This is a genomic window from Novosphingobium sp., from assembly GCF_031424035.1.
Classification (GTDB): Bacteria; Pseudomonadota; Alphaproteobacteria; order Sphingomonadales; family Sphingomonadaceae; genus Novosphingobium.
This window is the reverse complement of the sequence record NZ_JANPGP010000077.1, coordinates 12,783-38,169: the sequence shown is the minus strand read 5'-3', so window position 1 is coordinate 38,169 and position 25,387 is coordinate 12,783. Positions and strand designations below refer to the sequence as shown.

Annotated in this window: 20 protein-coding genes; 12 read left to right on the top strand and 8 right to left on the bottom strand. The window is 63.1% G+C overall.

Annotation, left to right across the window (positions count from 1 at the left end; translation table 11 throughout):
* The first annotated feature begins 63 nt into the window (after positions 1–63).
* The gene (locus RMO89_RS11755; protein WP_310533288.1) at positions 64–585 is read left to right on the top strand and encodes a cytochrome c; all 522 of its coding nucleotides are present in this window, start codon (positions 64–66) and stop codon (positions 583–585) included.
* 231 nt (positions 586–816) lie between these two features.
* Here the strand turns inward: RMO89_RS11755 and RMO89_RS11750 are convergent, their stop codons facing one another.
* Entirely contained in the window at positions 817–2,874 is a 2,058-nt protein-coding gene (locus RMO89_RS11750; protein WP_310533287.1) for a M13 family metallopeptidase, read from the bottom strand.
* Between the two features lie 225 nt (positions 2,875–3,099).
* Between RMO89_RS11750 and RMO89_RS11745 the strand changes: the two genes are divergently transcribed.
* The 8 genes from RMO89_RS11745 (at position 3,100) to RMO89_RS11710 (ending at position 14,835) form a co-directional block, all read left to right on the top strand.
* Positions 3,100–4,389 (top strand): surface lipoprotein assembly modifier, encoded by a 1,290-nt coding sequence (locus RMO89_RS11745; RefSeq protein ID WP_310533285.1) that lies wholly within the window; start codon positions 3,100–3,102, stop codon positions 4,387–4,389.
* A 329-nt stretch (positions 4,390–4,718) separates the two neighbouring features.
* A complete protein-coding gene (locus RMO89_RS11740; protein WP_310533284.1) occupies positions 4,719–7,076 on the top strand; it encodes a hypothetical protein in 2,358 nt (785 codons plus the stop codon).
* Between the two features lie 60 nt (positions 7,077–7,136).
* Entirely contained in the window at positions 7,137–10,049 is a 2,913-nt protein-coding gene (gene uvrA, locus RMO89_RS11735) for an excinuclease ABC subunit UvrA (RefSeq protein WP_310533283.1), read from the top strand.
* 376 nt (positions 10,050–10,425) lie between these two features.
* The gene (locus RMO89_RS11730; RefSeq protein WP_310533281.1) at positions 10,426–10,890 is read left to right on the top strand and encodes a CHRD domain-containing protein; all 465 of its coding nucleotides are present in this window, start codon (positions 10,426–10,428) and stop codon (positions 10,888–10,890) included.
* 229 nt (positions 10,891–11,119) lie between these two features.
* A complete protein-coding gene (locus RMO89_RS11725) occupies positions 11,120–12,538 on the top strand; it encodes a hypothetical protein (protein ID WP_310533279.1) in 1,419 nt (472 codons plus the stop codon).
* 315 nt (positions 12,539–12,853) lie between these two features.
* Complete coding sequence (locus tag RMO89_RS11720) at positions 12,854–13,729, top strand: hypothetical protein (RefSeq protein ID WP_310533278.1); 876 nt, start codon at positions 12,854–12,856, stop codon at positions 13,727–13,729.
* Between the two features lie 158 nt (positions 13,730–13,887).
* Entirely contained in the window at positions 13,888–14,331 is a 444-nt protein-coding gene (locus tag RMO89_RS11715) for a hypothetical protein (RefSeq protein ID WP_310533277.1), read from the top strand.
* A 159-nt stretch (positions 14,332–14,490) separates the two neighbouring features.
* The gene (locus RMO89_RS11710; protein ID WP_310533275.1) at positions 14,491–14,835 is read left to right on the top strand and encodes a hypothetical protein; all 345 of its coding nucleotides are present in this window, start codon (positions 14,491–14,493) and stop codon (positions 14,833–14,835) included.
* A 79-nt stretch (positions 14,836–14,914) separates the two neighbouring features.
* Here the strand turns inward: RMO89_RS11710 and RMO89_RS11705 are convergent, their stop codons facing one another.
* A complete protein-coding gene (locus RMO89_RS11705) occupies positions 14,915–15,406 on the bottom strand; it encodes a DUF3617 domain-containing protein (protein ID WP_310533274.1) in 492 nt (163 codons plus the stop codon).
* A gap of 797 nt (positions 15,407–16,203) precedes the next feature.
* A complete protein-coding gene (locus RMO89_RS11700) occupies positions 16,204–17,421 on the bottom strand; it encodes an argininosuccinate synthase (RefSeq protein WP_310533273.1) in 1,218 nt (405 codons plus the stop codon).
* Between the two features lie 167 nt (positions 17,422–17,588).
* Here RMO89_RS11700 and RMO89_RS11695 point away from each other — a divergent pair, with 167 nt between their 5' ends.
* Positions 17,589–18,698 carry a tetratricopeptide repeat protein gene (locus RMO89_RS11695; RefSeq protein WP_310533272.1) on the top strand — a complete coding sequence of 370 codons (1,110 nt, stop codon included), beginning with the start codon at positions 17,589–17,591 and terminating at the stop codon, positions 18,696–18,698.
* Between the two features lie 45 nt (positions 18,699–18,743).
* A complete protein-coding gene (locus RMO89_RS11690) occupies positions 18,744–19,181 on the top strand; it encodes a DUF1801 domain-containing protein (RefSeq protein WP_310533271.1) in 438 nt (145 codons plus the stop codon).
* 12 nt (positions 19,182–19,193) lie between these two features.
* Here the strand turns inward: RMO89_RS11690 and RMO89_RS11685 are convergent, their stop codons facing one another.
* The 4 genes from RMO89_RS11685 to RMO89_RS11670 are packed head-to-tail and all read right to left on the bottom strand — an operon-like array spanning position 19,194 to position 24,016.
* On the bottom strand, positions 19,194–21,359 hold the full coding sequence (locus tag RMO89_RS11685; protein WP_310533270.1) for a hypothetical protein: 2,166 nt from the start codon (positions 21,357–21,359) through the stop codon (positions 19,194–19,196).
* A complete protein-coding gene (locus RMO89_RS11680) occupies positions 21,356–22,615 on the bottom strand; it encodes a cyclopropane-fatty-acyl-phospholipid synthase family protein (protein WP_310533269.1) in 1,260 nt (419 codons plus the stop codon). The genes RMO89_RS11685 and RMO89_RS11680 overlap by 4 nt, the downstream gene beginning before the upstream one ends.
* Positions 22,616–22,659: 44 nt before the next feature.
* Positions 22,660–23,241 carry a TMEM165/GDT1 family protein gene (locus RMO89_RS11675; protein WP_310533268.1) on the bottom strand — a complete coding sequence of 194 codons (582 nt, stop codon included), beginning with the start codon at positions 23,239–23,241 and terminating at the stop codon, positions 22,660–22,662.
* A 10-nt stretch (positions 23,242–23,251) separates the two neighbouring features.
* Positions 23,252–24,016 carry an SDR family oxidoreductase gene (locus RMO89_RS11670; RefSeq protein WP_310533267.1) on the bottom strand — a complete coding sequence of 255 codons (765 nt, stop codon included), beginning with the start codon at positions 24,014–24,016 and terminating at the stop codon, positions 23,252–23,254.
* Between the two features lie 78 nt (positions 24,017–24,094).
* Here RMO89_RS11670 and RMO89_RS11665 point away from each other — a divergent pair, with 78 nt between their 5' ends.
* Positions 24,095–24,934 carry a PhzF family phenazine biosynthesis protein gene (locus RMO89_RS11665; RefSeq protein WP_310533266.1) on the top strand — a complete coding sequence of 280 codons (840 nt, stop codon included), beginning with the start codon at positions 24,095–24,097 and terminating at the stop codon, positions 24,932–24,934.
* A 4-nt stretch (positions 24,935–24,938) separates the two neighbouring features.
* Here RMO89_RS11665 and RMO89_RS11660 read toward each other — a convergent pair whose 3' ends face one another.
* Positions 24,939–25,313, bottom strand: coding sequence for a glycine zipper 2TM domain-containing protein (locus RMO89_RS11660; protein WP_310533265.1), 375 nt, complete (start codon positions 25,311–25,313; stop codon positions 24,939–24,941).
* Positions 25,314–25,387: the final 74 nt, after the last annotated feature.

Below are 25,387 nucleotides of genomic sequence, written 5' to 3'. Positions count from 1 at the left end.
CGTTCAGTTCGTGGAAATGTCGCAGCGCCCAGACGGGCGTGAAGAGTTACGGCGGGGAAAACGATGACGTTCATGAACAAGCCGGGCCGGACCCTTGGCGCGGCACTGGCGGCTCTGGCAGCGGCGATGATCGGAGGCGGCACCTCGCTCTCCGCCGTCGAACCGGCTGCACCCGCTGCGGTTGATGTGTCGAAGCTGTCGAAGAATGAGATCGAAACGCTGATCTACGAACGCCAGCAGCTGATGATCCAGATCGACAAGGATTCCGAACTGCTCGGCGAAATCGTCGCCGGAATCGCTCCTGCAACCAAGCTCAAGGAAACCACCGCTGCGCTGGCCCGCGACGCCAAGGAATCGCACGCCGCCTTCTCGATGAAGGTTCCCGGCGGCCGTACCAAGCCCGAGGCGTGGAGCAACTGGGCGGACTTTTCCAAGCGGCTCGACGCCTTCGTGGCCGGTGCCGAAAAGATCGCCAAGCTGGGCGAAACCGGCTCGGTCCCGGCGGTGAACGACGTGCTGGGCGATGCCATGACCTGCAAGGGCTGCCACGAGCTTTATCGTGAGCCGAAAAAGCCCACGACCTGATCGGTTTGCTGCTTTTGATCTGAAAGCATCGTCATGCTGAACTTGTTTCAGCATCCATCATGCCGCGGGCGCAGTTCAGTAAGCCTGACAACCGAGCGCGCCGCCCGTGTATCCTCGCAGAGCTTCGGGCGTGACGAGAAATGGATGCTGAAACGAGTTCAGCATGACGATTGTATTCAGGTGAGGTGAGGCCGGGATAACGGGGGCGGGGGCTTTTACCCCCCGCTCACATCACCACAACCGCGCGCGCTTTTCCGGGGCGATGTACATCTTGTCGCCCGGCTTCACGCCGAACGCCTCGTACCACGCATCGACATTCGCCAGCGGGCCGAGCACGCGGAAGCGGCCGGGGCTGTGCGGGTCGGCGGTGATCTGGCTGCGGATCGCGTCCTCGCGGTTCTTCTCGCGCCAGACCTGCGCCCAGGCGAGGAAGAAGCGCTGTTCGCCGGTCAGGCCGCCGATTACCGGCGCGGACTTGCCGTTCAGTGATTTGCGATAGGCGTCGAGCGCCACCAGCACGCCGCCAAGGTCGGCGATGTTTTCGCCCATGGTCAGGTCGGGATTGACGAACTGGCCGGGTGCCGCCTCGAACTTGGCATACTGGTCGCCGAAGATCTTGGCTTCCTTGACGAAGCGGTCGTTGTCCTGCTTGGTCCACCAGTCGCGCACCGCGCCGGTGGCGTCGATCTTGCGGCCCTGATCATCGAAACCGTGGACGATTTCATGGCCGATCACCGCGCCAATCGCGCCGTAATTCACCGCGTCATCCGCCTCCATGTCAAAGAACGGCGCCTGCAGGATGCCGGCGGGGAAGACGATCTTGTTTTCCAGCCCGCCGTTATAGGCGTTGATCGTCTGCGGATTCATCGCCCACTTCTTGCGGTCGACCGGCTTGCCCAGATCAGCAAGGTTGTAATCGGCGTCGAACTTGCCCGCGCGCTGGACATTGCCGTAAAGGTCACCCGCATCGATCTTCAGCGCGTCATAGCTGCGGAACTTGTCGGGATAGCCGACCATCACGTCCATCTTCGCCAGCTTTTCCAGCCCCGCCGCCTTGGTCGGTTCGCTCATCCAGGCATTGCCCTTGATCCGGTCCGCCATGGCGAGCTTCAGGTTGGCGACCAGCTCTTCCATCTTGGCCTTGGCGCGCGGCGGGAAGTGCGCCTTGACGTAATCCTGCCCGAGCAATTCCCCGATCGAGCCATCGACCTGCCCCACCGCACGCTTCCAGCGCGGCAGGATCGAGGTCACGCCAGAGATCGTTTTGCGGTACTGGAACCGGCTGTCGACCATCGCCTTGCCCAGATAGGGCGAGGCACCATCGGCGATGTGGAACATCTGCCACGCCTTGAGCACGCCCAGCGGCGTATTGGCATAGACCCCGGCAATGTCGCGCACGGCGGTCTTTTCCGACACGATCAGCCGTTTCTGCGCCGGCACGCCCGCGCCTTCCCAGAAGGCGTTCCATTCGATGCCCGGGGCATATTGCGCGAGGTCCAGGCTCGACATCGGGTTGTTGACTTTGTCGACATCGCGGCGGTCGGCAGCCGGCCATGATTTCTGGGCAAAGGCTGTTTCCAGCGCGAAGACCTTGCCTGCCATTGCCGCTGCATTCGGCTCGCCCAGCTTGGCCAGCGTGCGCGCGATATAGGCCTTGTAGGCAGCGCGCTGCGGGGCGAAGCGCTTGTTCAGGTAATAGTCGCGCTCGGGCATGCCGATGCCGCCCTGATAGAGCCACAGCACGGTCATCGAGGCATCGGCAGTGTCCGCTTCGACCCCCCAGTTGAACGGGGCAATGCCGTAATCGCCATTGGTCGCGCCCATGAACCGGGCGAAATCGCGCTTGCTTTCCAGCGCGCGGACCTTGCCAATGTCGGCCAGCAACGGCGCCATGCCCCGCGCCTCGACGCCCTTTTCGTCCATGAAGCTCTTGTAGAATTTGCCGTACTTGGTGCGGTCGCCCTTGGTCACCAGCGTTCGCAGATTTTCCTGCGTGCGGTCGTAGAGTTCAAGGAACGAGCTGACCCCGCTGCGGTCCGCCGGGATCGGCGTTTTGGCCAGCCACTTGCCTGAGGCGTAGATGTCGAAATCGTCGCCCGGCTTGGCGGACGTGTCACGGTTCTCGAGCGCCACACCCCATTCCCCGTACTTGCCGGACTTGGCCGGGTCGGAACCGGCGGCAGGGGAGGCGGCTGCGGTCTCGGGCGTGGCAGCAAGGGCAGGGCTAAAGGCATGGGGCGCACCGAGCGCCAGAACGGCAGCCGAGGCGAGAAGGACGGCAGATTTCATTCCGGTTCCTTTTGAAACGATTTCTTTCCTGCTCGCGCGCGGGGGCGGGCGAGTCAATGCTGTTGGTGGAGGCGCAAATGCGGTTGGTGGAATGAGACGGACAAGCGGCGCCAGCACAATTTCTTTGCCTCACCAGCACCTTGCTCTATCGCGGCAGCAGGGATGGGTCGCCGATTCGCATATATTTGCCGGCTGCTGCTAGCACTTGGCGCAGGGCCGGCGGCCTTGGCCGCGCCCGTTCTGGCGCAGGACGTGCAGGCGGAAGGTCCCGCTGCAGTTCAACTCACCCCCGCGCAATTGTTCGCCTTTGCCGACAAGGCACGCGACGCCGGCGATTACCGATCGGCCGAGCAAGCCTACCGCGCGCTCTCCTCCAATCCCGATGTCGAATTGCGGACCGAGGCGCGCTTTCGGCTTGGCATGATGCTGGCCGATCGGATGGGCCGCTTGCGCGACGCGGCGGTAGAATTCCGCGCGATCCTCGATGAAAAGCCCAAGGCGGCGCGCGTGCGGCTGGAACTGGCGCGGATGCAGGCGATGATGGGCAACCTGGGTTCCGCCGAGCGCGAATTCCGTGCGGCACAGGCGGGCGGCCTGCCTCCCGAAGTGGAGCGCATGGTGCGCTTCTACGCCAATGCGCTGAGCGCCGCGAAGCCTTACGGTTTCAGTATCGAAGTCGCACTCGCCCCCGACACCAACATCAACCGGGCGACCCGGTCCGATACCCTAGGCACGATCATCGGCGAGTTCACGCTGGATCAGGATGCGAAGGCGAAGTCCGGCCTGGGGCTTGCGCTGCGCAGCCAGGCCTATCTGCGCCGGCCGCTACCCGGCGGCGCGGCGCTGGTGGCGCGGCTTTCGGGCAGCGCCGACCTGTACCGGCAGTCGCAGTTCGACGATTTCACCATCGGGCTCCAGGTTGGCCCGGAATACCGCTCGGGGATTGACCGGATCGCGCTATCACTTGGTCCGGCATGGCGCTGGTACGGCACCGATCCCTACACCGTCTCGCTCGGCGGCAATGCCAGCTGGCAGCATCCGCTGGGCAAGCGCACGCAGATGCGCGCCGAAGGCGGCATCGCCCACGTCACCAACCGCCGCAACGCCGCGCAGACGGGGGACCTGTTCTCGCTTTCCGGATCGCTCGACCATGCCTTTTCGGAGAAGGTCGGCGGCGGGCTTCAGCTTTCGGCATCGCGCCAGACGGCTGCGGATCCAGGCTATGCGCTCGCCAGCGGCAATGCCTCGATCTACGCCTGGCGCGACATGGGCGCGATGACAGTGGTGGCCAATCTCGGCTTCGGCCACCTCGAAGCGGACGAGCGGATATTCCTCTATCCGCAGCGCCGGATCGACAATCGCTTCAGCGCCGGCCTTTCCACAACCTTCCGCCAACTGCGCGTCGGCCCGTTCGCGCCGATCGCGCGAATTCGGTGGGAACGGAACTTTTCAACCGTCGAAATCTATGATTACAAACGACTTAGCGGCGAGGTCGGGATTACCGCCGCATTCTGAGGGGGAAGCAGATGGACAGGAATTGGGTACGCAACGCGACTGCATCGGGAATCGTGTTCTTTCTGGCGGCTTGCGGCGGCGGTAGCGGTGGCAGCGTAATTAGCACCCCGCCTCCAGCGCCCGCACCAACTCCTACGCCGACACCTACGCCCACGCCTACGCCTACGCCTACGCCTACGCCCACGCCTACGCCCACGCCAACGCCAACGCCAACGCCAACTCCGACACCCACGCCAACTCCGCCACCACCGCCGTCGGTCAACACGACGCTGCTGGATCCGCTGGTCAGTGAATTTTTCCGCAATGCCGCCGTGCTTGGCAGGCTTTCCGTGCCAACCAGCGGGGCCAATGTCACCACCTCCATTCCGGCGGTGACGATGACCGTTTCCTACAGTGCGGCCAATCAGTCCTACACGGTCTCGGACGGGTCATTGTCCCAGACTTTCCTGCCATCGCAGATCGATCCCACACAGAGCAATTCGGTGATCACGACTTACAAGGTCACCTCTGGCACGACGACCGATTTCCTGACGCTGACGAAAACGGGCACGGCCGCCGGTCAGACGCGCTATGTCGCCTCGGGCTTCTGGCAAAGGCAGGTCAACGGCGCGAGCACCATCGACGGACGGTTCTATGCCTTTACCTACGGCGTCAGCACGCCCGGCACAGCCATGCCGCGAACGGGAACGGCAAGCTTCGATGTAAAGCTGCTGGGCGCGGAATCGTTCAGCACGACCATCTATTCGCTCAATGGTACGGGCTCTGTGGTCGCCGATTTCCTGTCCGGTGGCATTCACGGCAGGGGATCCTATTCGCGCACGGATTCGCAAACGGGCGTGCCCGCTGGCTCCGGGCTGGCCTGGCAGGCCGCCGCGCTGCTCTCGTCCACGAATGACAGCTTTACGGGCAGCCTGAAGCTTGATGGCGTTGGTGAAGGAAGCCTCAAGGGCAATTTCTACGGCCCTGCGGCAGATGAAATCGGCGGCGTTTTTGCCATCAACCCGAATTCTGACCAACTCGCTGTTGGCTCGATCTATGGCGCGCGCGGGACCGCGCCGATCAATAGCGGCACGTTCAATACTTCCCCCAGCGCTCACTGGTTCTTCAAACCGGTTTCCGCTTCGCTGCGTGGATCGATCGATCCGGCGAGCGTGCTTTCAACCGTGGCCAGCAACAGCCCGCTCGCCTCGATCTACTTCGCGCAGAATGGCGGAAACCCGGTTTTCTATCGCAGCGATGCGCAGATCACGCGGCCATTCCCGGCGGCCTTTGGTCCCGCATTGAGTTACATGATCGTCGGTGACCTGGGAACAAGTCCGGTCCAGGCGGGCTGGCAGATCAGCCAGCAAGGTAACCTCGCCCAGTTCGACAGCTTCGTATTCGGCACGGAAACCGCAGCTTCGGCGGTTCCCCGCACGGGCAGCGCCTCCTTCACCACCCAGATGCTTGGCGCCGTGGCCAATGTCGGCAACAAGCTGCAGACCCTTATGGGCAATGGCAGCCTGACCGCCAACTTGGCGAGCGGAACTCTGGCCACGGATGGGACTTACAAGGTTTTCGATTCCATCCCCAATTCGACCACGTCGATCGGGTCCGGCACGCAGGTGGACAGCGGCAGCTGGGCCGGATCGGGCACAATTTCCAGTTCGGCCAACAGCCTGTCGGGCAATATCACGCTGACTGGCGGGCGCACCTATACCGGCACCCTGGCGGGCAAATTCTTCGGCGCGGCAGCCGATGCCGTGGGGGCAACATTCTCCGCGACGGCTTCGAATGGTGCGATGGTTGTCGGTTCGCTGGCCGGCGGCCGCGGCGCGGATAATTCGGCCTCGCAGCAGGGGCTGGCGGCGCTGACCTCCAGCACTGTCCTGTCCGGCACGGAGGCGATCTATGCCTATACACCCGCCCTCAGCCCGCCGACCTCAGTCTATAACGATGGCGATGTCAGCGTCACCTATGATCCGACCAACAATTCCTATCTGCTCAAGTCGAATACCACGGCCATCAGCTATGCTGACCTGCTGATCAACCAGACGCTCTCGGCATCGCAGATCGATGCGGCGCGCAGCAATTCCACCTTTACCGTCTATTCCGCGCCGAACCTCGAAGCACGGATATTCAAGGTCGGTTCCGGCAATCCCGCGCTTGCGCTGACCTACACAAGCTTCGCGGAAGTGACCAAGCCGGTCACCTCGAACGGCCAGAACTATACCGCCACCTATTACGTGCCGTTCGGCGGGCTGACCCCCAGCTACCAGATGCCGACCTCGGGTACGGCCGCCTATAACGGCGTGGTCTATGGCAAGGGCGGGGGCGCCAATTTCGGCACGAGCTCCAGCATGTCGGGCACCAGCCTGTTCAACGTCAACTTCGGCACGGGCCAGGGATCGCTCGCCCTGACGGTGTCGGCAATGGACGCGGCCAATGTGCTGCAATCAATCGGCACCTTTACTTATGCCGGCCAGCTGTCCAGCTTCTGCGGGGCGACCTGCACCCCCAGCAATCGCTGGTACCTGCCGGTAAGTACGACCACCCTGACCAACACCAGCTGGACCGGCGTTACCAACGGCAGCTTCTTCGGCCTCAACGCCGCGGAATATGGCGCAAGCTTCTACATGCGCTTCACCCCCAACGGCCAATCGAGCTCGGCCGATTTCTCTGGCGTGTCGGTGGGCAAGAAGAACTAGCGCGAAGGGACTGCCGGCACACCCTTGCGGGAATCGAACAGATGTGGAACAGAGCGGCGCATGTCGCTATCCAAGATTGTCGTGCGGGGTGCCCGCGAACATAACCTCAAGGGCTTTGATGTCGAACTGCCGCGCGATGCGTTGATCGTCGTCACTGGGCTGTCGGGCTCGGGCAAGTCGAGCCTCGCCTTCGATACGATCTATGCCGAGGGGCAGCGGCGCTATGTCGAGAGCCTGAGCGCCTATGCGCGCCAGTTCCTCGAAATGATGCAGAAGCCTGATGTCGAGCATATCGACGGGCTCAGCCCCGCAATCTCGATCGAGCAGAAGACCACGAGCCGCAACCCGCGCTCCACCGTGGCGACGGTGACCGAGATCTATGACTACATGCGTCTGCTCTGGGCGCGCACCGGGGTGCCCTATTCCCCCGCTACCGGCCTGCCGATTTCGGCGCAGACGGTCAGCCAGATGGTCGACCGGGTGATGGCCCTGCCCGAGGGCACGCGCGCCTATCTGCTCGCGCCGGTCGTGCGGCAGCGCAAGGGCGAATACCGCAAGGAATTGGCCGAGTGGCAGAAGGCGGGCTATACCCGCGTGCGGATCAATGGCGAAATGGTCGCCATCGAGGACGCGCCTGCGCTCGACAAGAAGTTCAAGCATGACATCGAGGTGGTGGTTGACCGTATCGCGGTGCGCGAAGGCATCGAGACGCGGCTGGCGGATAGCTTCGAACAGGCGCTGAAGCTGGCTGACGGGCTGGTTTATCTCGACCTCGCCGATGGCCCGGTGCCGGGGCGCGCGGAAGAGGAGGCCGCGGGTCCGAATGCGACGGGCGGCGCAATGAAGGGCACCGGCCTGCCCGCCAACCGCATCGTCTTCAGCGAAAAGTTCGCCTGCCCGGTCTCCGGCTTCACCATCGAATCCATCGAACCGCGCCTGTTCTCGTTCAACGCCCCGCAGGGGGCTTGCCCGGCTTGCGACGGCCTGGGCGAAAAGCTGCTGTTCGATCCGCAGCTGGTGGTGCCGAACGAACATCTCAGCCTCAAGCAGGGCGCCATCGTGCCTTGGGCGAAGAGCAACCCGCCGTCGCCCTATTACATGCAGGTGCTGGCCAGCCTCGCCAAGGAATTCGGCTTTGCGCTCGACACGCCGTGGGATGCGCTGCCGGTCGAGGTGAAGATCGTCATCCTCCACGGCACCGCCGGCCGCGCCGTGCCGCTGACGTTCAAGGACGGGCGCAAGGAATATACCGTCAGGAAGGCGTTCGAGGGCGTGATCGGCAACCTCAACCGCCGTATGCTCCAGACCGAAAGCGCTTGGACGCGCGAGGAGCTGGGCAAGTACCAGACCGCGCAGCCGTGCGAGACCTGCGAGGGCAAGCGCCTCAAGCCCGAGGCGCTGTCGGTCAAGGTCGCCGGGCGCGATATCTCCTCGGTCACGCACCTGTCAGTGTCGGACGCGGTGGCGTGGTTCGGCGCGCTCAATGACCAGCTGACCAGCCAGCAGCAGCAGATCGCCAAGGCCATCCTGAAGGAGATCAACGAGCGGCTGGGCTTCCTCAACAACGTCGGGCTCGATTACCTCAACCTTGACCGCACAAGCGGCACGCTGTCGGGCGGGGAGAGCCAGCGCATCCGCCTCGCCAGCCAGATCGGCTCGGGCCTGTCGGGCGTGCTCTACGTGCTCGACGAACCCTCCATCGGCCTCCACCAGCGCGACAATGACCGGCTGCTGGAAACGCTGAAGCGGCTGCGCGATCTCGGCAACACCGTGATCGTCGTCGAGCATGACGAGGACGCGATCCGCCATGCCGACCATATCCTCGATCTCGGCCCCGGTGCGGGTGTCCACGGCGGGCATATCGTCGCGCAGGGCACGCTCAAGGACATCCTCAAGGCGAAGGACAGCCTCACCGGCCAGTACCTCTCGGGCAAGCGCCGGATCGAGGTGCCGACCACGCGGCGCAAGGGCAACGGCCACAAGGTCGTGGTGCAGAATGCGCGAGCCAACAACCTGCGCGGCGTCACGGCGGAATTTCCGCTTGGCACCTTCTGCTGCGTCACCGGCCTGTCGGGCTCGGGCAAGTCGAGCCTCACGCTCGATACGCTCCACGCCGGCGCGGCGCGGGCGCTCAACGGCGCGCGGGTGATCGCCGGCGCGCATGACAAGATCACCGGCCTCGAAATGTGCGACAAGGTGATCGAGATTGACCAGTCGCCCATCGGCCGCACCCCGCGCTCCAACCCGGCGACCTATACCGGCGCCTTCACCCAGATTCGCGACTGGTTCGCCGGCCTGCCCGAAAGCGGCGCGCGCGGGTACAAGGCGGGGCGCTTCAGCTTCAACGTCAAGGGCGGGCGCTGCGAAAAGTGCCAGGGCGACGGCCTGATCAAGATCGAAATGCACTTCCTCCCCGACGTCTACGTCACCTGCGAGGAATGCAACGGCAAGCGCTACAACCGCGAAACGCTGGAGGTGAAGTTCAAGGGCCACTCGATCGCCGACGTGCTCGACATGACGATCGAGGACGCGGAAGAGTTCTTCAAGGCCGTGCCCCCCATCCGCGACAAGATGCACATGCTGAACGAGGTCGGGCTCGGCTACGTCAAGGTCGGCCAGCAGGCGACCACGCTGTCGGGCGGTGAGGCGCAGCGCGTCAAACTCGCCAAGGAACTCTCGCGCCGCGCCACCGGGCAGACGCTCTATATCCTTGATGAGCCGACCACCGGCCTGCACTTCGAAGACGTCCGCAAACTGCTCGAAGTGCTGCACCGGCTGGTCGATGGCGGCAATTCGGTGGTGGTGATCGAACACAACCTCGACGTGATCAAGACCGCGGACTGGGTGATCGACCTCGGCCCCGAAGGCGGCGTGCGCGGCGGCGAGATCGTCGCCGTGGGCACGCCGGAGGACGTGGCGAAGAACCCGCGCAGCTACACCGGGCAATATCTGGCGCCGCTGCTGGAACGCTGAGCGCAGGGGCGGGAAGTATAAACCCACCCCCCGTCATCCCGGGCCTGACCCGGGATCCCGCTTCCTTCTCCACGCCAGAAAAGGCAGCGGGACCCCGGATCAGGTCCGGGGTGACGAAGACCGAGATGCGGGTTTTGACGTCGTCCCGGGCCTGACCCGGGACCGCTGGCCTGATCAATCCACTCCCCGTCATCCCGGGCCTGACCCGGGATCCCGCTTCCTTCTCCACGCCCGAAAGGACAGCGGGACCCCGGATCAAGTCCGGGGTGACGGATAAAGGCGCATCGCAACTCCCGCGCGCCCCGGCGCAGGGGCGGAAACCTTCAGGACGGCAGCGGGTTCAATCTCCCTCTCATCCCATGAAGGAGTTCCCGCCATGACCTTTACCCCGATCACTCGCACCCTGGCCGCGCTGGCCGCCAGCGCCGCACTCGGCGCCGCCGCGCTTCCCGCTTTTGCTGCTGATCCGGCTTTAGGGGAGGGCGGCGTCAAGCTCTCCACCACGCTGACCGGCGCTGCCGAAGTTCCCGGCCCCGGTGATAGCGACGGCACCGGCACCTTCTCGGCGCGGGTCAACCCCGGCAAGGGCGAGGTCTGCTACACCCTGACCGTGGCCGGCATCGACGCCGCCACCGGCGCGCACATTCATACGGGCAAGGCAGGCGTGGCTGGCCCGGTCGCCGTAGCCCTCGAAGCCCCCGCCGACGGATCGAGCGACGCCTGCGCCACGATCACCCGCGACCTCGCCATGGCGCTGATCAAGACGCCCGGCGACTATTACGTCAACGTGCACAATGCGGCGTTCCCGGCCGGTGCGGTGCGGGGGCAGTTGGTGAAGTGATATGTAGCGCCCGTTTTGGAGCGCTGGAACAGGGGCACGCGAAAGCGTGTCCCTGTTTTTAACATACTGCTATTGTCATGTGATTGACCACTTCTAACTGAGGCAGCCTATGAAATCTAGTTCTCCCGGCGGGGTGACCGAAACTGAACGGTATTTGAGTAGACTGGCGAATAGGAGCTTTCTATCTCTGTGGTCTCATTCGAACCTTTTTCGCAAGCCAGGCAAGGAATTGGCTGACGTAGTGGTGGTATGCCACAATAACGTGATCATCTTCAGTGACAAAAAGGTTAAATTTGACTTCGAAATTGATTTGTCGATTTCGTGGCAGAGATGGTACAATCGAGCAATATTGCATTCTGTCAGTCAACTTAAGAAAGCTAATGGTTGGATCTATAAATTTAGAAATAAAATATTTACGGATGCAGCCTGTCGCAACCCAATAGACCTCTTTGAAAGGGTTTCTGATGACATAACAATTCATCTAATTTGCGTTGCCAATGGGGCGTCGGGTGCCTGCATTCGTCATTTTAACGGCGGAAGTGGCTCGCTAGTTATAGACCCCGAACAAAATGTGAATAATCCAAATCCATTTCATGTTGGAAATCCGGGCGGAATTCAGAATTTTGTACATGTGCTTGACGAAGCAAATCTTAATGTGATTTTGCAGGAGCTAGATACAATTGGCGACTTCGTCGATTATCTGAATGCCCGCAGACGTGTTATTGATGGCGGAAATTTGTTTTACGCGGCGAGTGAGGAGGACCTTCTTGCAGTATATTTAAAAGATGTCAACGAATACGGTGCTCACGATTTTGTGAAATCTACGGGTGTGCGCTTTGAGTCCAACGAAAAATTTGCGATTCAAGAGGGGACTTATTTAAACTATGTAAATAACTCAGCTTATAAAAGAAAAAAGCGTGCAGATAAGGTTTCGTACCTTTGGGATAAATTGATTGAAACATTTGCAGGTCATTTAACGGCGGGAACGCTGGCCCCGGTTCCAAATGAGTTATCATCGTTTGATGGGAGAAACGGGGGGGCGGAAATTGGTCTTCGATTTATGGCGCTTCAATCACGAGTGCTGCGAAGGGCGCATTCTCAAGCAATTCTAGGCGCGTTCGACACTCTCGGGAAAAGCCGTGCAGATCGGTTCTTTCGTGCGATTTTGCCGCCAAACGAGCAAGACGGCGATACTGCTTTTTTCATACTTCTCCTGAAGAAGAATGGACGTCTGGCGGGGTTATCTTTTGATGAGTACCGCTCTTTCAGAGCAATGTGTTCACACGCATATTCGCAAGCTCTTTTGGAGAGATATCGGAACATTAAACGTGTGGTTGGAATTGCGACTGAAGGGGATTTTGGCGGTGGTCGATCTGAAGACCTCATTTATCAAGAGCCGCCCGAATGGACCGATGATGCTATAAATGAAACTAGAATTCTTGCTGACAAATTTGAAGTTTTTAATTCTGCGACACCGCGTAATTACAGCGCGAAAGAATACCCAGACACCGATCTCGGAATTCGAGGTAAGCATCAACCAGTGCCCTATAAATTTTATGCAGCTACAGAGGATCATTCACCTGAGGTTCGAGGTCGGAACCGCTCAGAAACTCGAGCTTTGAGAGCCAAAGCACGAAGGAAGAATTAGTTTCAAACGAGGCTCCTTCATACTTATTTCGTGGCTGCTCAACCTTCGCAATGGTTCAGCATTCGTTCGAAGCTGTCCTACACCCCCAATCCCCTATAAATAGTCCGGTTCCCTTCGCTCTCCATGCACAGGTGAACCATGAACCAGATTTCCGCGCAGGCGCAGTTCGGGCGCTGCGATGCCGTTTGTTCCGATTGTTTTCGGGTTGCTCCGGATGGGGCGGTGAGTGGGGAGGGCCCCCTCCACCACCCTTCGGGCGGTCCCCCTCCCCGGAACGGGGAGGATTGGCGGTATCGGGAGCCCATCCTTACGCCTTTGCGCAAGTTGCGCTTTCTCGACGAGCTTTCGCGCCACGGCAATGTACGGGTGGCGGCGGGGCGGGTCGGGGTTTCGCGGTCTGCCGTCTACCTCGCCCAGCGGCGCGATGCGGAGTTTGCGCGGGGGTGGCGGGCGGCGCTGGTGCTGGCGCGCGATCATGCCGAGGCGGTGCTGGCCGAGCGGGCGCTCGAAGGGGTGGAGGAGCAGATCTTCTATCGCGGCGAGCTGGTCGGCACGCGGCGGCGTTATGATGCGCGGCTGCTGCTGGCGCACCTTGGGCGGCTCGACCGGCTCTGCGTCGAAGAGCCCCAAGCGGTGGACGATGCGGCGCGCTTTGATGCGGTGATCGGCGAGGTGGGCGATCTTCCGCAAGCCGCTGAGTGCCATCCCGAGACCGGCGCGCCGATGGCCTGGCCGCCGCGCGCCGACTTCATCGCCGAAGCCCGCGCCGATGCGGTGGAGGAGGCGCGCAGCCTGATCCCCCATGGCGTGGGGCCGGATCGCTGGACCGAAGAGGCGTTTGACGGCGAGGCCGTGGCCGCCGCCGTCACCGCGGCCGGGGAGGAGTGGGACGGCTTCCACGACGAGCTTTACCGCGCGGTGGATGCCGTGCGGGGCGGGGCCGTGCGGGGCGGGGACGAACCGGGCGAGTGCGGGGGCGCCGGACTTGTCGTTCAGGACAGTGTCCATAGTGTCCAGTCCATTCCCGCTTATGGTGATCCCCGCACCCCCTCCCGTCATCCCCGCGCAGGCGGGGATCCATCTGCCGTCTGCGCAATCGGGATAGCCGGGATGGATTCCCGCCTGCGCGGGAATGACGATGCAGGCGAGGGGGAAGGGGAAGGGCACGTGGAAGCGGAAGGGCAGGGGTAAGGGGAAGCGCCCCCGGAAGCAGAAGCCCAAGGCCGCCTCGGTCCAAGTCCCGCAGCGGGACTCGTGCGGCGCGAATAGGCGGCCCTTTGCGGGAACCATCGCGCTGGCCCCCGTGTTTCACTTGCAAGTTCCAGAGGGGGCCTTTGGAGTGCTGCAAGATGGATCCGATCGCCTCGAAACTGGCATTTTCCGCCGCTGCTGCCGGGGCGGCGCTGTTGGGGGCGATGTTTCCGCACCCCAGCTATGAAGCGGTCGAGCCGGCACGCCCCTGGGCTCAGCCCGGCGCGGTGAATGCGTGGCAGCCGGCTTCGGGCCAGATGTTGGCGCAGGCTTCGGCAGGGTACAGCTACAGCGGGGCGCTGCCTTCCGATCGCGGCCCGATCGACGTTTATGGCGCGCATGGCTGGCGTCTGGCCCGCGAGCGCGAGATCCTCGAGCGTCAGGAAGCAGAATTGCATCGCGCGGTGGCTCAGGCGGTGGTTGTGGAAGAGCCGGCGGAGACCCTCGGAGTCGAGGTGCATCGGGGCGGCAAGCCCGCCGAGGCCGAGCCGCTGGAACCCGCCGAGAGCGCCGCGCCGCTGGCCGAGGTTAGCGACCAGTAACGCGCGGAAGCCGAAGCGCTCCAATCCTGCGACGAGGTGAAAACGCTTCGTCGCAAGCGCTTTGCACCGACTCCGCCGACTGCGTCATATCTGGCGCAGAGGGTTGGAAGGGTTGCGTCAGACATGAGGAATTGGACTTTGGCGGGCGCCCTGGCGCCTATGCTGGCAATCGCTGTGTGCTCGGGCGGTGCGTCGATGGCGCGGGCGGATGATCCCAACGATCCGTCGATGCGCAACCCGGCAAACCGGGCGCGTGACAAGGCGATCATTCGCGATTTGAACCTGGGCCAGCTCGCCTATGTCGAAAAGCGCGATGCGGAATATGCCGAGGGCTGGAAGGCGTGGCGGGAATATAAAAGGCGCGGACAGAACGGCCGGTTGGGCGCTGATGGCGCGGAGGACTATGCCTCTGCCCGCGCCCGCTACCAGCGCGATATGGCCGCCTGGCGCCGCGCGGTCTCTCTGTGCGAAGCGGGCCGATACGAATACTGCGACCGCCGTTAAGCCTTTGCGCTAAAAACGTGCGGTTGCGGTTGGGAGCAGGCTCCCCCTTCCGGCGGGAGGGGGAGCCTCGCTCGGTTGGCTACTTCTTGCAGTCACCGGTGCGTTCGGAGACGACGGTCATCTTGATGGTGGCCTTGCCGCCGGGCAGCGCGGGCTGGTTGATGTCGGCGGCCATGGCCATGTCGACCTTGCTGTCGCTGTAGGTGCCTTCCATCTTCATGCCGTCAGCGCCGAACTGGCCGCCCTTGCACTTCAGCGTACCGCTCATCTTGCCGCCACCCTGGGTGTAGGGATCAAGCGTGCAATCGCCCTGCTGGCTCTTCTTGGAAAAGTCGCGAACGCCGGCCTTGGCCTGCTCGGCCGTCATGCAGCTTTCGGTCGACTGGCCCTGGCCCATCATCATGGCCATGCGCTCCTTGATCTGCGCCTGCATTTCCGGCGGCGCGCCGGGCACTTCGAAGCTGGTGACCTTCATCGTGGTCTTCCAGTTGCCCGGGTTGAGTTCACCGTCAGCCTTGCCGCAAGCAGCAAGCGCCACCAGCGCGGCGAGGGGGAGCAGGTTGCGGATCATGGAAACTCCTTCGGTTGGGGTGTCCGCCGGCAAGGTCCTCTTCCGGGCGGCACAGGCCTTCGAGCCTAGCGAATAGGTGAGCAAGTGCAATGACTAACCCGGCGTGAGGGGCCGTGCCGTGGTGAAGTGCGCCGGGGGGTCAGGGGAAGCCGCAAAAGCAAAAGGGGCCGGCATTGCTGCCAGCCCCCGCTCACCGTCTGTGCCGTTGCAGCCTTCGGGACAACTTTGCCTGGCTCTGCCAGCGGTGCCACGGACCGAAATCCCTAGCGACCGGTCGCCGTACCTCTGCACCACCGTAGAGGTGCCCGGTCCCGTCAGGTGGGTGGCCGATCCGCGCATCGCTTGTCCGAAGACAACGCGTGCCGACCCATGCCGTTCCCGCCTGGCGGTTCCGTGACTGCCTTCTGGTGCTTGGTTCCGGTTCTTGGCCTGACCCGAAGGTCCTGCCTCTCTCCGTTGCCGCGCTCCTCGCGAAAGCGGTCTGACGGTAGCGCGCCTCTCACTGCATCTGCGGTTCGCCAGGCTTATTCCGGGGGGAACTTGCGAGGCGTGTTTTCCGATACTGCTGCGGGCAGCGCCGCCGTATCTTCTGGTTGCTTTTTCCGTTTCGTTTCAGAAGTTTCCTTCTGACCCGTTGCGTCTGAAGCGCCCTTCCGATGACTTGAAGCTGCGCCCACAAACCGAGTCGCACAAGCGGGATTCGGGTGACTTATCCACAGGCAACCGACTCCACGGTGGATAAGTCGGCTCCTGCGGTGGACATCTTTTTCAGTCGTCGCCCGCGAAGGCGATTCGCCTCAGCGGTCGCGCTGGGCGAGCAACCGAAGCCGGAGCGCGTTGAGCTTGATGAAGCCTGCCGCGTCCTTCTGGTCGTAAGCGCCGGCATCGTCCTCGAAAGTGACGTGGCGTTCCGAATAGAGGCTGTTCGGGCTCTTGCGGCCGACGACGCTGGCATTGCCCTTGTAGAGCTTCAGCCGGACGGTGCCGCTCACCTTCACCTGGCTGTGGTCGATCGCTGCCTGCAGCATCTCGCGCTCAGGCGCGAACCAGAAGCCGTTGTAGATGAGCTCGGCGTATTTCGGCATCAGCTCGTCCTTGAGGTGTGCGGCGCCGCGATCGAGCGTGATGCTTTCAATGCCGCGGTGTGCGCGGGCATAGATCTCGCCGCCCGGCGTCTCGTACATGCCGCGACTTTTCATGCCAACGAAGCGGTTCTCGACGAGGTCCAGACGGCCGATGCCATGCTTGCGGCCCAGTTCGTTGAGCGCGGTCAGCAGGGTGGCGGGTGACATGGCTTGGCCGTTCAGTGCCACGCCGTCGCCGCGCTCGAAATCGATGGTGATATATTCGGGCGTGTCGGGCGCGTCCTCGGGGTTCACCGTGCGCGAATAGACATAGTCCGGAGTTTCATTCCACGGATCCTCGAGCACCTTGCCCTCGGACGAGGTGTGCAGCAGGTTCGCATCGGTGCTGAACGGGCTTTCGCCGCGCTTGTCCTTGGGCACCGGGATCTGGTGCTGTTCGGCCCAGGCGATCAGCGCGGTGCGGCTGGTCAGGTCCCATTCGCGCCACGGTGCGATGACCTTGATATTGGGATCGAGCGCATAGGCGCTGAGTTCGAAGCGCACCTGGTCATTGCCCTTGCCGGTGGCGCCATGCGCAACAGCGTCAGCGCCAGTCTCATGCGCAATCTCGACAAGGCGTTTGGAGATCAGCGGGCGGGCGATCGACGTCCCGAGCAGGTAGTCGCCTTCATAGCGGGCATTGGCGCGCATCATCGGGAAGACGAAATCGCGGACGAATTCCTCGCGCAGGTCGTCGATGTAGATGTGGTGATCGGGTACGCCCATCAGCTTGGCCTTGGCGCGCGCCGGTTCCAGTTCCTCGCCCTGACCGAGATCGGCGGTGAAGGTCACGACCTCGCAGTTGTAGGTGACCTGCAGCCACTTGAGGATGACGCTGGTGTCGAGGCCGCCCGAATAGGCAAGGACGACTTTCTTGATGGCATCGGACATGGGGCAGGGACTCGCTAAAAAGGGCAGCAATTCGCGGGCGCGGCTAGCAGGATGGGGGCACTATCGCAACCATAGGCTGGCCAATGGGCGATGACAGAATTTGTCATTGGACCTTAAACTCTCGCTGCATGATATTTGCGTGGCAACCAGCCTGGGAGGGGAAACCCATGCGCCGTTCGTTTGCCTATGCCCTGATCCTTTCCGCCTCCGCGTTCTGCGGCAGCCAACTCGCCTCGCAGCCTTCGGTTGATGAGACCAACCGCAAGCTGGCTTCTTATGGCCTGCCGGCGATCGACAAAGTCCACCAGCCGCGCACCAATTGCCACAACGCCTACGACTTGTTGTTCGCCGAGAACGCAAAGGGCCGCAAGTCGAGCGCTGAGGAAGCGAGCTGGGCTGCCGCCTATGAAGCGGCGCGCGGGGCGAAGCAGCCCTGCCCCAAGCCGCCTATTGGTCTTGCTGTGCGCGCCGACAAGCACGTGATCGAGACGGAGCAGGGCATGGGCGGGGCGGCGGGCTATGCTCTGCAGCAAAAAGACCCGGTGGCCATGTTCGAGACCGGGCTGGCCATGTGGAACGGCAAGTTCGGCAAGTCGGACGGCAATGAAGGCTACAAGCTGATCTCGCAGGCGGCAGACCTTGGCGATCCTGAAGCGACCTATACCAAGGGCGTGCTGCTGGCGCGCGGACAGGTGGATAACAAGGTCGATTACAAGGCCGGCCTTGCGCTGGTCGAGAAGGCTGCGACAGCGGGCCATGTTGACGCGATGTTCAGCGCCGGCAACTTCTACATGGCCGGGTTGGGAACCGCGAAGAACCCCACCAAGGCCTTCGCCTGGTTCCGCAAGGCGGCCGAACGTGGGCACATCTATGGCACCTTCCTCGCCTGGGACATGCTCAACGAGGGCAAGGGGACCAAGAAGGACTGGAACCTCGCTTACCGGCTCGGCCGGAATCTGGCGGAAGACGGGCAGGTCTATGGCGCGGTGATGGCGGCGTCGGCGCTGCTGCAATCGAGCGAGCCGGGGAAGCATCAGGACGAGATCCTCTACTGGATCGACTATTCGATCAAATACGGGAACTCCGACGTGCGCAGCCAGATGAGCGCGCTGAAGCCCAAGGTCGTGGCCGTGTTCAACCGCCCCGCAGCCCCGCCGCAGTACCGCCCGCGCACCTTCAAGGCCTGTCCGATGAAGACGGTCTGCACGGTTAACCACTACTCCGGTCTGCAAAGCTGCACGACCAACAAGGACTACTGGAGCGACTGCGACGGGTGACTTTCCCCCGATGCGTGATAGCATGGCGCATCGGGAGGAACCGGCATGGCAAAGGCGGACCTGAAGACCAAGGCGACCGAAGTCAGCGTCGCCGATTTCATCGCGGCCGTTCCTGACATCCGGCGGCGCGAAGAAGCCGCAGTGATCGATGCCATTCACCGCCGCGTGACGGGCATGGTGCCGAAGATGTGGGGGCCAAGCATCATCGGCTACGGCAGTTACGACTACAAATACGACAGCGGCCGCGAAGGGACGATGTGCCGCGCCGGGTTCAGCCCGCGCAAGGCGGCGATGACACTTTACCTGATGGGCACCTATTGCAAGGAACAGCCCGAAGTCGCTGCCCTGTTCGCGCGGCTGGGCAAATACAAGACCGGCAAGGCGTGCCTCTATATCAACAAGCTGACTGACGTGGACTTGGAAGTGCTTGAAGAGCTCGTGGCTTTCAACTGGCGTTTCATGAGTGCACGGTATCAGGAATAAGAGCCCGCCGGGCTACATCGCCACGGGCGGCGCAGACGGCTTGGTCTTGCTGTTGGATTTGCCCTTTGCCGGACCCTTGACCTTCGGATCGGGGTAGGGATCGCCAAGGTCGATCGGATCGATCATGCGTTTCGCCGGGTCTTTGACCAGTTCCCAGGCCGCATTGGCTTCCTCCAGCGTCTCATAGCAATAGCGGCCCATGCCATCGCCATGCTCGCCTTCGCGGAAGCGCTTCTCCGCTTCCTCGCCGTAATAGCCGATGGGCAAGTCGGCGCGGAACATGTTCTTCTGGGGCACACGTTTGCCGACGGGGACGATCACGCACTTGCGATAGCGTTCGCAGGCCATGGCGAGCACCCTGCCGCGCTGCTCCATGGGCGTGGACTGGCACGAAGCGGCGAGTGCGGTGTGATCCTTGGCGAGCTTGTAAGCCGCGGCGTCGAGCTTAACCTCCTCGATGGCGTCGCAGCGGCTGCGGTACAGATGATCCTCGTCAGCCAGAGCCTTGGCACAGGTATCGGCAAGGAGGGCAGGATCGGCCGCGATCTTCGCCCATTCCGCTTCCTCACGCTGCGAGCGCAGCGAGATGCACTTGTAGTCTATCGGGTCAAAGGCCTTTGCCTCCGGGAAAGCCGGTGCATCCTTCTGACGGGCTGCCGCTTCCGCCTCGTCGCGCTGGGCGCAGCGCGCGGCGATTTCCGCAGGGGTCAGCTTGTCCACCTGCTGCCGTGCCTTGTCATCCTGCTCAGATTCGCGGGATGACTTCACCGAGGCGCAGGCCTCTTCGAGCGGGTCCTCGCTGGCATATTGCGGAAACTTGTAGGTGCAGCGCTTGTCGTACTCCGCCGGACTCTTTTCCATCACTTCGCGCAGGCGGCGGGATTCTTTCTCGTGCAGGTCTTGAGCCCGTTCCTGGCAGGCCTTGCCGAGCGCGGTGGCGGGCGTGTCAAAGCGGCGGATCGTCACGGCCTTGCATTGCACGTCGAGCGCAGCGGTGTTGGCGAGAAGGCGCTTGGCCCCGGCCTCCATCTTCGCCCGCTCGGCGATCCATTCGACCTGCGCCAGCGCGCCTTCGCAGGCCCTTGCCTCGACTTTGCTGCGCTTGTCCGCCGGAGTCCGCACGCAAATCTTGTCGCGCTTGACCACGTCGCCCACGAGATCGGTTTCGAGTTCGGTAAGGGCCGTCTCGAATTCGGCGTCCGCCTTCATCTTCGCGCATCCCCGGCGCGTATTGGGGCCGATCAGCGGGTTCCTGCCGGGTTCGTCGATGTCGCGGCAGATCATTCTCGCCCAGCGATTGCCCATCATGCCGACGGGGTGCGGATCATCGTCCTTGTCGGCGATCACCGCGCGCAGGCGTTCGAGAATGTCGATCCGGCCGTCATCATCCCCTTGCTGATCCAGGACATGCGGATTGACCGGCTGCTTGGCGCGCAAGGCGTCGGCCTTGGCATAAATCCCATCAATCGCCTTCAGCGCCTCGTCCCAGCGCCCGGTTTCGCGCAGGGCATTAATGCGAAACACGTCGAGCTGCACGGCAAAGTCGGGCGGAAAACCGGGGGCGTTGGCCATCGCCTCGCTCTCATTGGCGATGCGAGTCATCCAGCGCTTGCGGTCTTCGGGCGTCTTGGCCACCCAAGCGGCGCGCTGGAGCAGGTGGTAGCGTTGCCAAGCTGGTCGGCCTAGCATTTCCGACAGCCACAGCAACCGCGCGGCGCGGCTGTCCTTGCGCAGCGCCTGATATTCGGGCGTCGCGATCAGCGCGGGCAGTTTGGCAATCTCGGCGGTGGTGTAAGGCTCCTGACTGTCGCCTTCCTCGTGCTTGTATTCGTTCATCAGCACGAGGCCGTTTGACGGGCATTCGGGCAGCTGGACGTCGCTGCCTTCCGATCCCGGACCGCCGCCATCGGGATAGCTCTCGAGCGGGAAGCTGAACGCGTCGATGATCTGGCTGAACTTCTCACCGCCGACCGGGCAGGTGAACTTTACCGGCTTGCCGTAAGCATGGCTTGGTCCTTCGGTGTTCGACGGAACGTCCTCAGCTGCCGCTTCAACCGCCTCTGTTACAGTGGCCGCAGCTTCCGCCGCTGCATCGCGCGCAGTCTTCGCATCCTGCGCCGGGGCAGGGGCGAGCATCAGCAGGGATGAAAGCGCCCCGGCTAAGGCCAGAGCCTTCATTCGGCAGCGTACTTTTCCAGGTGCCAATCGGGCGCTTGCTCAGCCGCGAGCAAGCGCAGCATCTCCGCTTCGATGTAATCGCGCGTGTTCGGCACGGCATTGCGGCGCTTCACCGTCTGGAACTGGAAGTTGACGAGGTTGCCGTGGCGGAAGCCCTGTTCGGCGCCTGCCAGATAGAACTGCCACATGCGGAAGAAGCGCGCGTCGTAGAGTTGCTCGATTTCCTCGCGGTGGAGCGTCGCGCGGCGGTACCATTCGGCCAGGGTATAGGCGTAGTGGTAGCGCATCATCTCAAGGTCGGCGATTTCCCACCCGGTGCGCTCCAATGAGGCTGACATTTCGCTCACCGCCGGCAGGTAGTGGCCGGGGAAGATATACTTGCGGTTCCACTTGTCCGTCGCGCCGCTCTGCTTCAGCCGTCCGATCGTGTGGGTGAGCATGACGCCGTCGGGGGCCAGCAGATCCCAGGTCTTGGCGAAATACTCGTCGTAATTGTTCAGCCCGACATGTTCGAACATGCCGACGCTGGCGATGCGATCGAACTGTACATTGACGTCGCGGTAGTCGGTCAGCTGGAACTTGACCTTGTCCGACACGCCGGCGGCCTCGGCGCGCTCGTTGGCAAAGCGGACCTGATCGGGCGCAAGGCTGACGCCGAGCACTTCGCAACCGTAATGTCTGTTCAGAAACAAGCCGAATCCGCCCCAACCGGAACCGATATCGAGCACCCGCATGCCCGGTTCGATCCGCAACTTCGCCGCAATCAGCGCCTTCTTGTCGAGCTGCGCTTGCTCCAGCGTGCCGTTCGGGTCGCGCCAATAGGCCATCGTGTATTGGCGGTCGGTATCGAGGAAAAGCTCGTAGAAACGCCGCGTAAGATCGTAATGATGCTCAACATTCTTGGCGGCGCGCGCGCGGTAATTGTTCTGGTCGAGCCTTGACGCAACCTTATCAAGAACCCGGCGCAGCGGGTTGCGCGCGCGCACCTTGTCACCTGAACCCTGGCTCATGACAAACAGGATGAAGTCGCGCACGTCGTGCGGCGGCTCGATCACCAGCCGGCCATCCATATAGGCCTCACCCGCACCGATGCGCGGGTCCCTGGCGATGTGCAGCGCGGCGCCCTGGTCGGTCAGCCGGATGTGGAGGGGATCGGCGGCAGGCTCACCATAGGTGTACACTTTGCCGTCGTGGTCGGTCAGCACGAGACGACCCTTGCGGATCAACGCGCGCAGCATCTTGTCTAGCAGCCACATGCAACAAGCCTATGCCACTTGTGCTCAAAGGCAAGTTTGATCTGTCAGCCGAGCCAGCCGAGCGCCGAAGCGAGCTGCCATGCGCCGAGCACGAAGAACAAAGCCGCCGCCGCCGTGCGCGCAGCCTTGAGAGAGACGCGCTTGACCAGTTCCTCGCCGAGGAACACGGCGGGCACATTGGCGATCATCATGCCCAGCGTCGTGCCGGCGGCGACGGTGAGGACATTGCGGTAATGTGCGGCCAGCGCGATTGTCGCGACCTGTGTCTTGTCGCCGATCTCGACGAAGAAGAATGAGACCAGAGTGGTCAGGAAGGCGCTGCTTTTGGTGCGGACCGATGCTTCTTCATCGTCGTCCAGCTTGTCCGGCACCAAAGTCCAGGCGGCCATGGCGATGAAGCCCAGCGCGACGGCAATGCGGAAGCCTTGCGATTCGACCAGCCCCGCCACCTCGCGCCCGACCAGCGCGGCAAGTGCATGGTTGGCAATGGTGGCGACGAAAATGCCCGCGATGATCTGCCACGGCGCGCGCAAACGGGCGGCGAGCACGATGGCGAGCAGCATGGTCTTGTCGCCCACTTCGGCAAGTGCGACGACGAGGGTAGAGGTGAGCAGGGCTTCGAGCATGGGCCGCGCCCTATGTCAGCCCGCGCGCAAGGTAAAGCACGTCGCGCGGCTGGGTCATCAGGTGCTGTCCCGAATCGATGAACAGCGTTTGGCCGCTCGCCAGCCAGCCTTCGGCGAGCCACAGCGCGGCATCGGCCAGTTCCTCGGGCTCGGTGATCCGGCCGAGCAGGTTCATCCGGCCCGATAGCAGGTGCTCCTCGTCACGCTGGTCGTGGCTGGGGAGCATGGCGCCCGGGGCGAGGGCATAGACCCGGTCGCGCGGGTCATCCTGCGCCATGGCCAGCGTCCGCACCGATGCCGCCAGCGCGTTCTTGGCCATGGTGTAGGAGAAGAAATCGGGGTTCGGATTCGCGACCTTCATGTCGGTGAACTGGATTACGCGGCGCCCGCCGCTGGCACTGGCAGAGCGCAGGAACGCCTGCGCCATGCGGACCGGCGTGGCGGCGTTGACGGCCATCGCCTCGGCAAAGACGGCCGGATCGATGCGGTCGGCGCGGTCTTCGTTGAATACGGCGGCGTTGCTCACCAGCACGCGCCAGTCGGGCAGGCGCTCGGCGAGGGCCTCGACCATGGCCTCAGCTGCGTCTCCGTCTGTCAGGTCACATTGCACGACTTCGGCGCTCGGCAATTCGGCGGCCAGCGCATCGGCCTCGGCGTGGCTGAAGCCGTGGTGGATCACGACATGCCACCCGGCCGCGCCAAAGCTGCGCGCAAGTATGGCGCCGATGCGCCGGGCGGCGCCGGTGATGAGGACGGCGGGTCGGTTGATTGCCATATGCCGTTTGGAGCATAAGCCGCGCCGGCAAGGAAGAGCGCGCAGGCGATTTCCCGGCACGTACAGGAGAATGATGCGGTGAAACTCGATCTGATCGACGTGTTCTGCAACGGTCCGCTAAGCGGCAACCCGCTCGGCGTGGTCCACGGCGGCGAAGGGCTGACGACCCAGCAGATGCAGGCTATCACCTGCTGGCTGGGCTATTCCGAGACGACCTTCCTGCTGCCGCCGACCGATCCATCGGCCGATTACCGTGTGCGGATATTCTATCCGGCGGGCGAATTGCCCTTTGCGGGCCATCCTACGCTGGGTTCCGCCCATGCCTGGTTGGCGGCGGGCGGCGTGCCGAAAGAGACCGGGCGGATCGTGCAGGAATGCGGCGTCGGACTGATCGAGGTCCGCCAGCAGGGCGAACGGCTGGCCTTCCGCGCCCCGCCGCTGATCCACACCGGTTCGCTCTCAGCCGATGAACTGGCCGAAGCGCTGCGCGTATCGGGCGCCGATCAAACCCGCGTGGTGGAGGCGGTCCATGTCGCCAACGGGCCGAACTGGGTGCTGCTGCGCATGGACAGTGCCGACGCGGTCCTTGCGGCGGAACCGGCGGCAAAGGCCGCTCCCGGGACCGATGTCGGTTTGGCGGGACCTTGTGCGCCGGATAGCGAGGCTGATTGGGAACTGCGCGCTTTCTTCGCCAAGGGGGCGGGGGACATGGCGGAGGACCCGGTCACCGGCAGTTTCAATGCCGGGGTTGCGATGCACCTGTTCGAGAGCGGGCTGGCCAGCAGCAGCTATGTCGCCGCGCAGGGCCGCAAGACCGGCGCTGACGGTCTGGTCTATGCCAGCAATGAAGCTGACGGAGTGTGGATCGGCGGGCGCGTGGCGACCGTGTCGGCTGGTGGGGAGCTTGCGGTGCCCTAAGCGCCTATTGGCACTTCACCTCACCATCGGTCAGCGACTTGCCGAGCAGGCCGCCGCCAACCGCGCCGATGATCGTGCCCAGTGTGCGCTTGCCGCGCCCGGCGATGCGGTTGCCGAGGAAGCCGCCGATGGCCGCGCCGATCACCAGCCCGGTGGTGCCGTTCTTGCGCTTGCAATGATATTGGCCGTCTTCGCCCAGCCAGACGCGGTCACTGGCGCCGAGCGCTTGCGGGGTGACATATTGGCCGTTCTCGTCATAAGCCACGGCGCTGTTGGCCGGGGCGCTGCCGCCAAACGTGTAGAGCGGCGGATCGGCCGCAACGGGAGCGGCGAAGCAGACTGAGCCAGCTAGTGTGAGGGCGATGATTGACTTGCGCATGGGCAATCCTTTCGCATGGACGAACCACGCGAAAGCTACGTAAACTTGCCGACGATGACTCACCTCAATGAGTC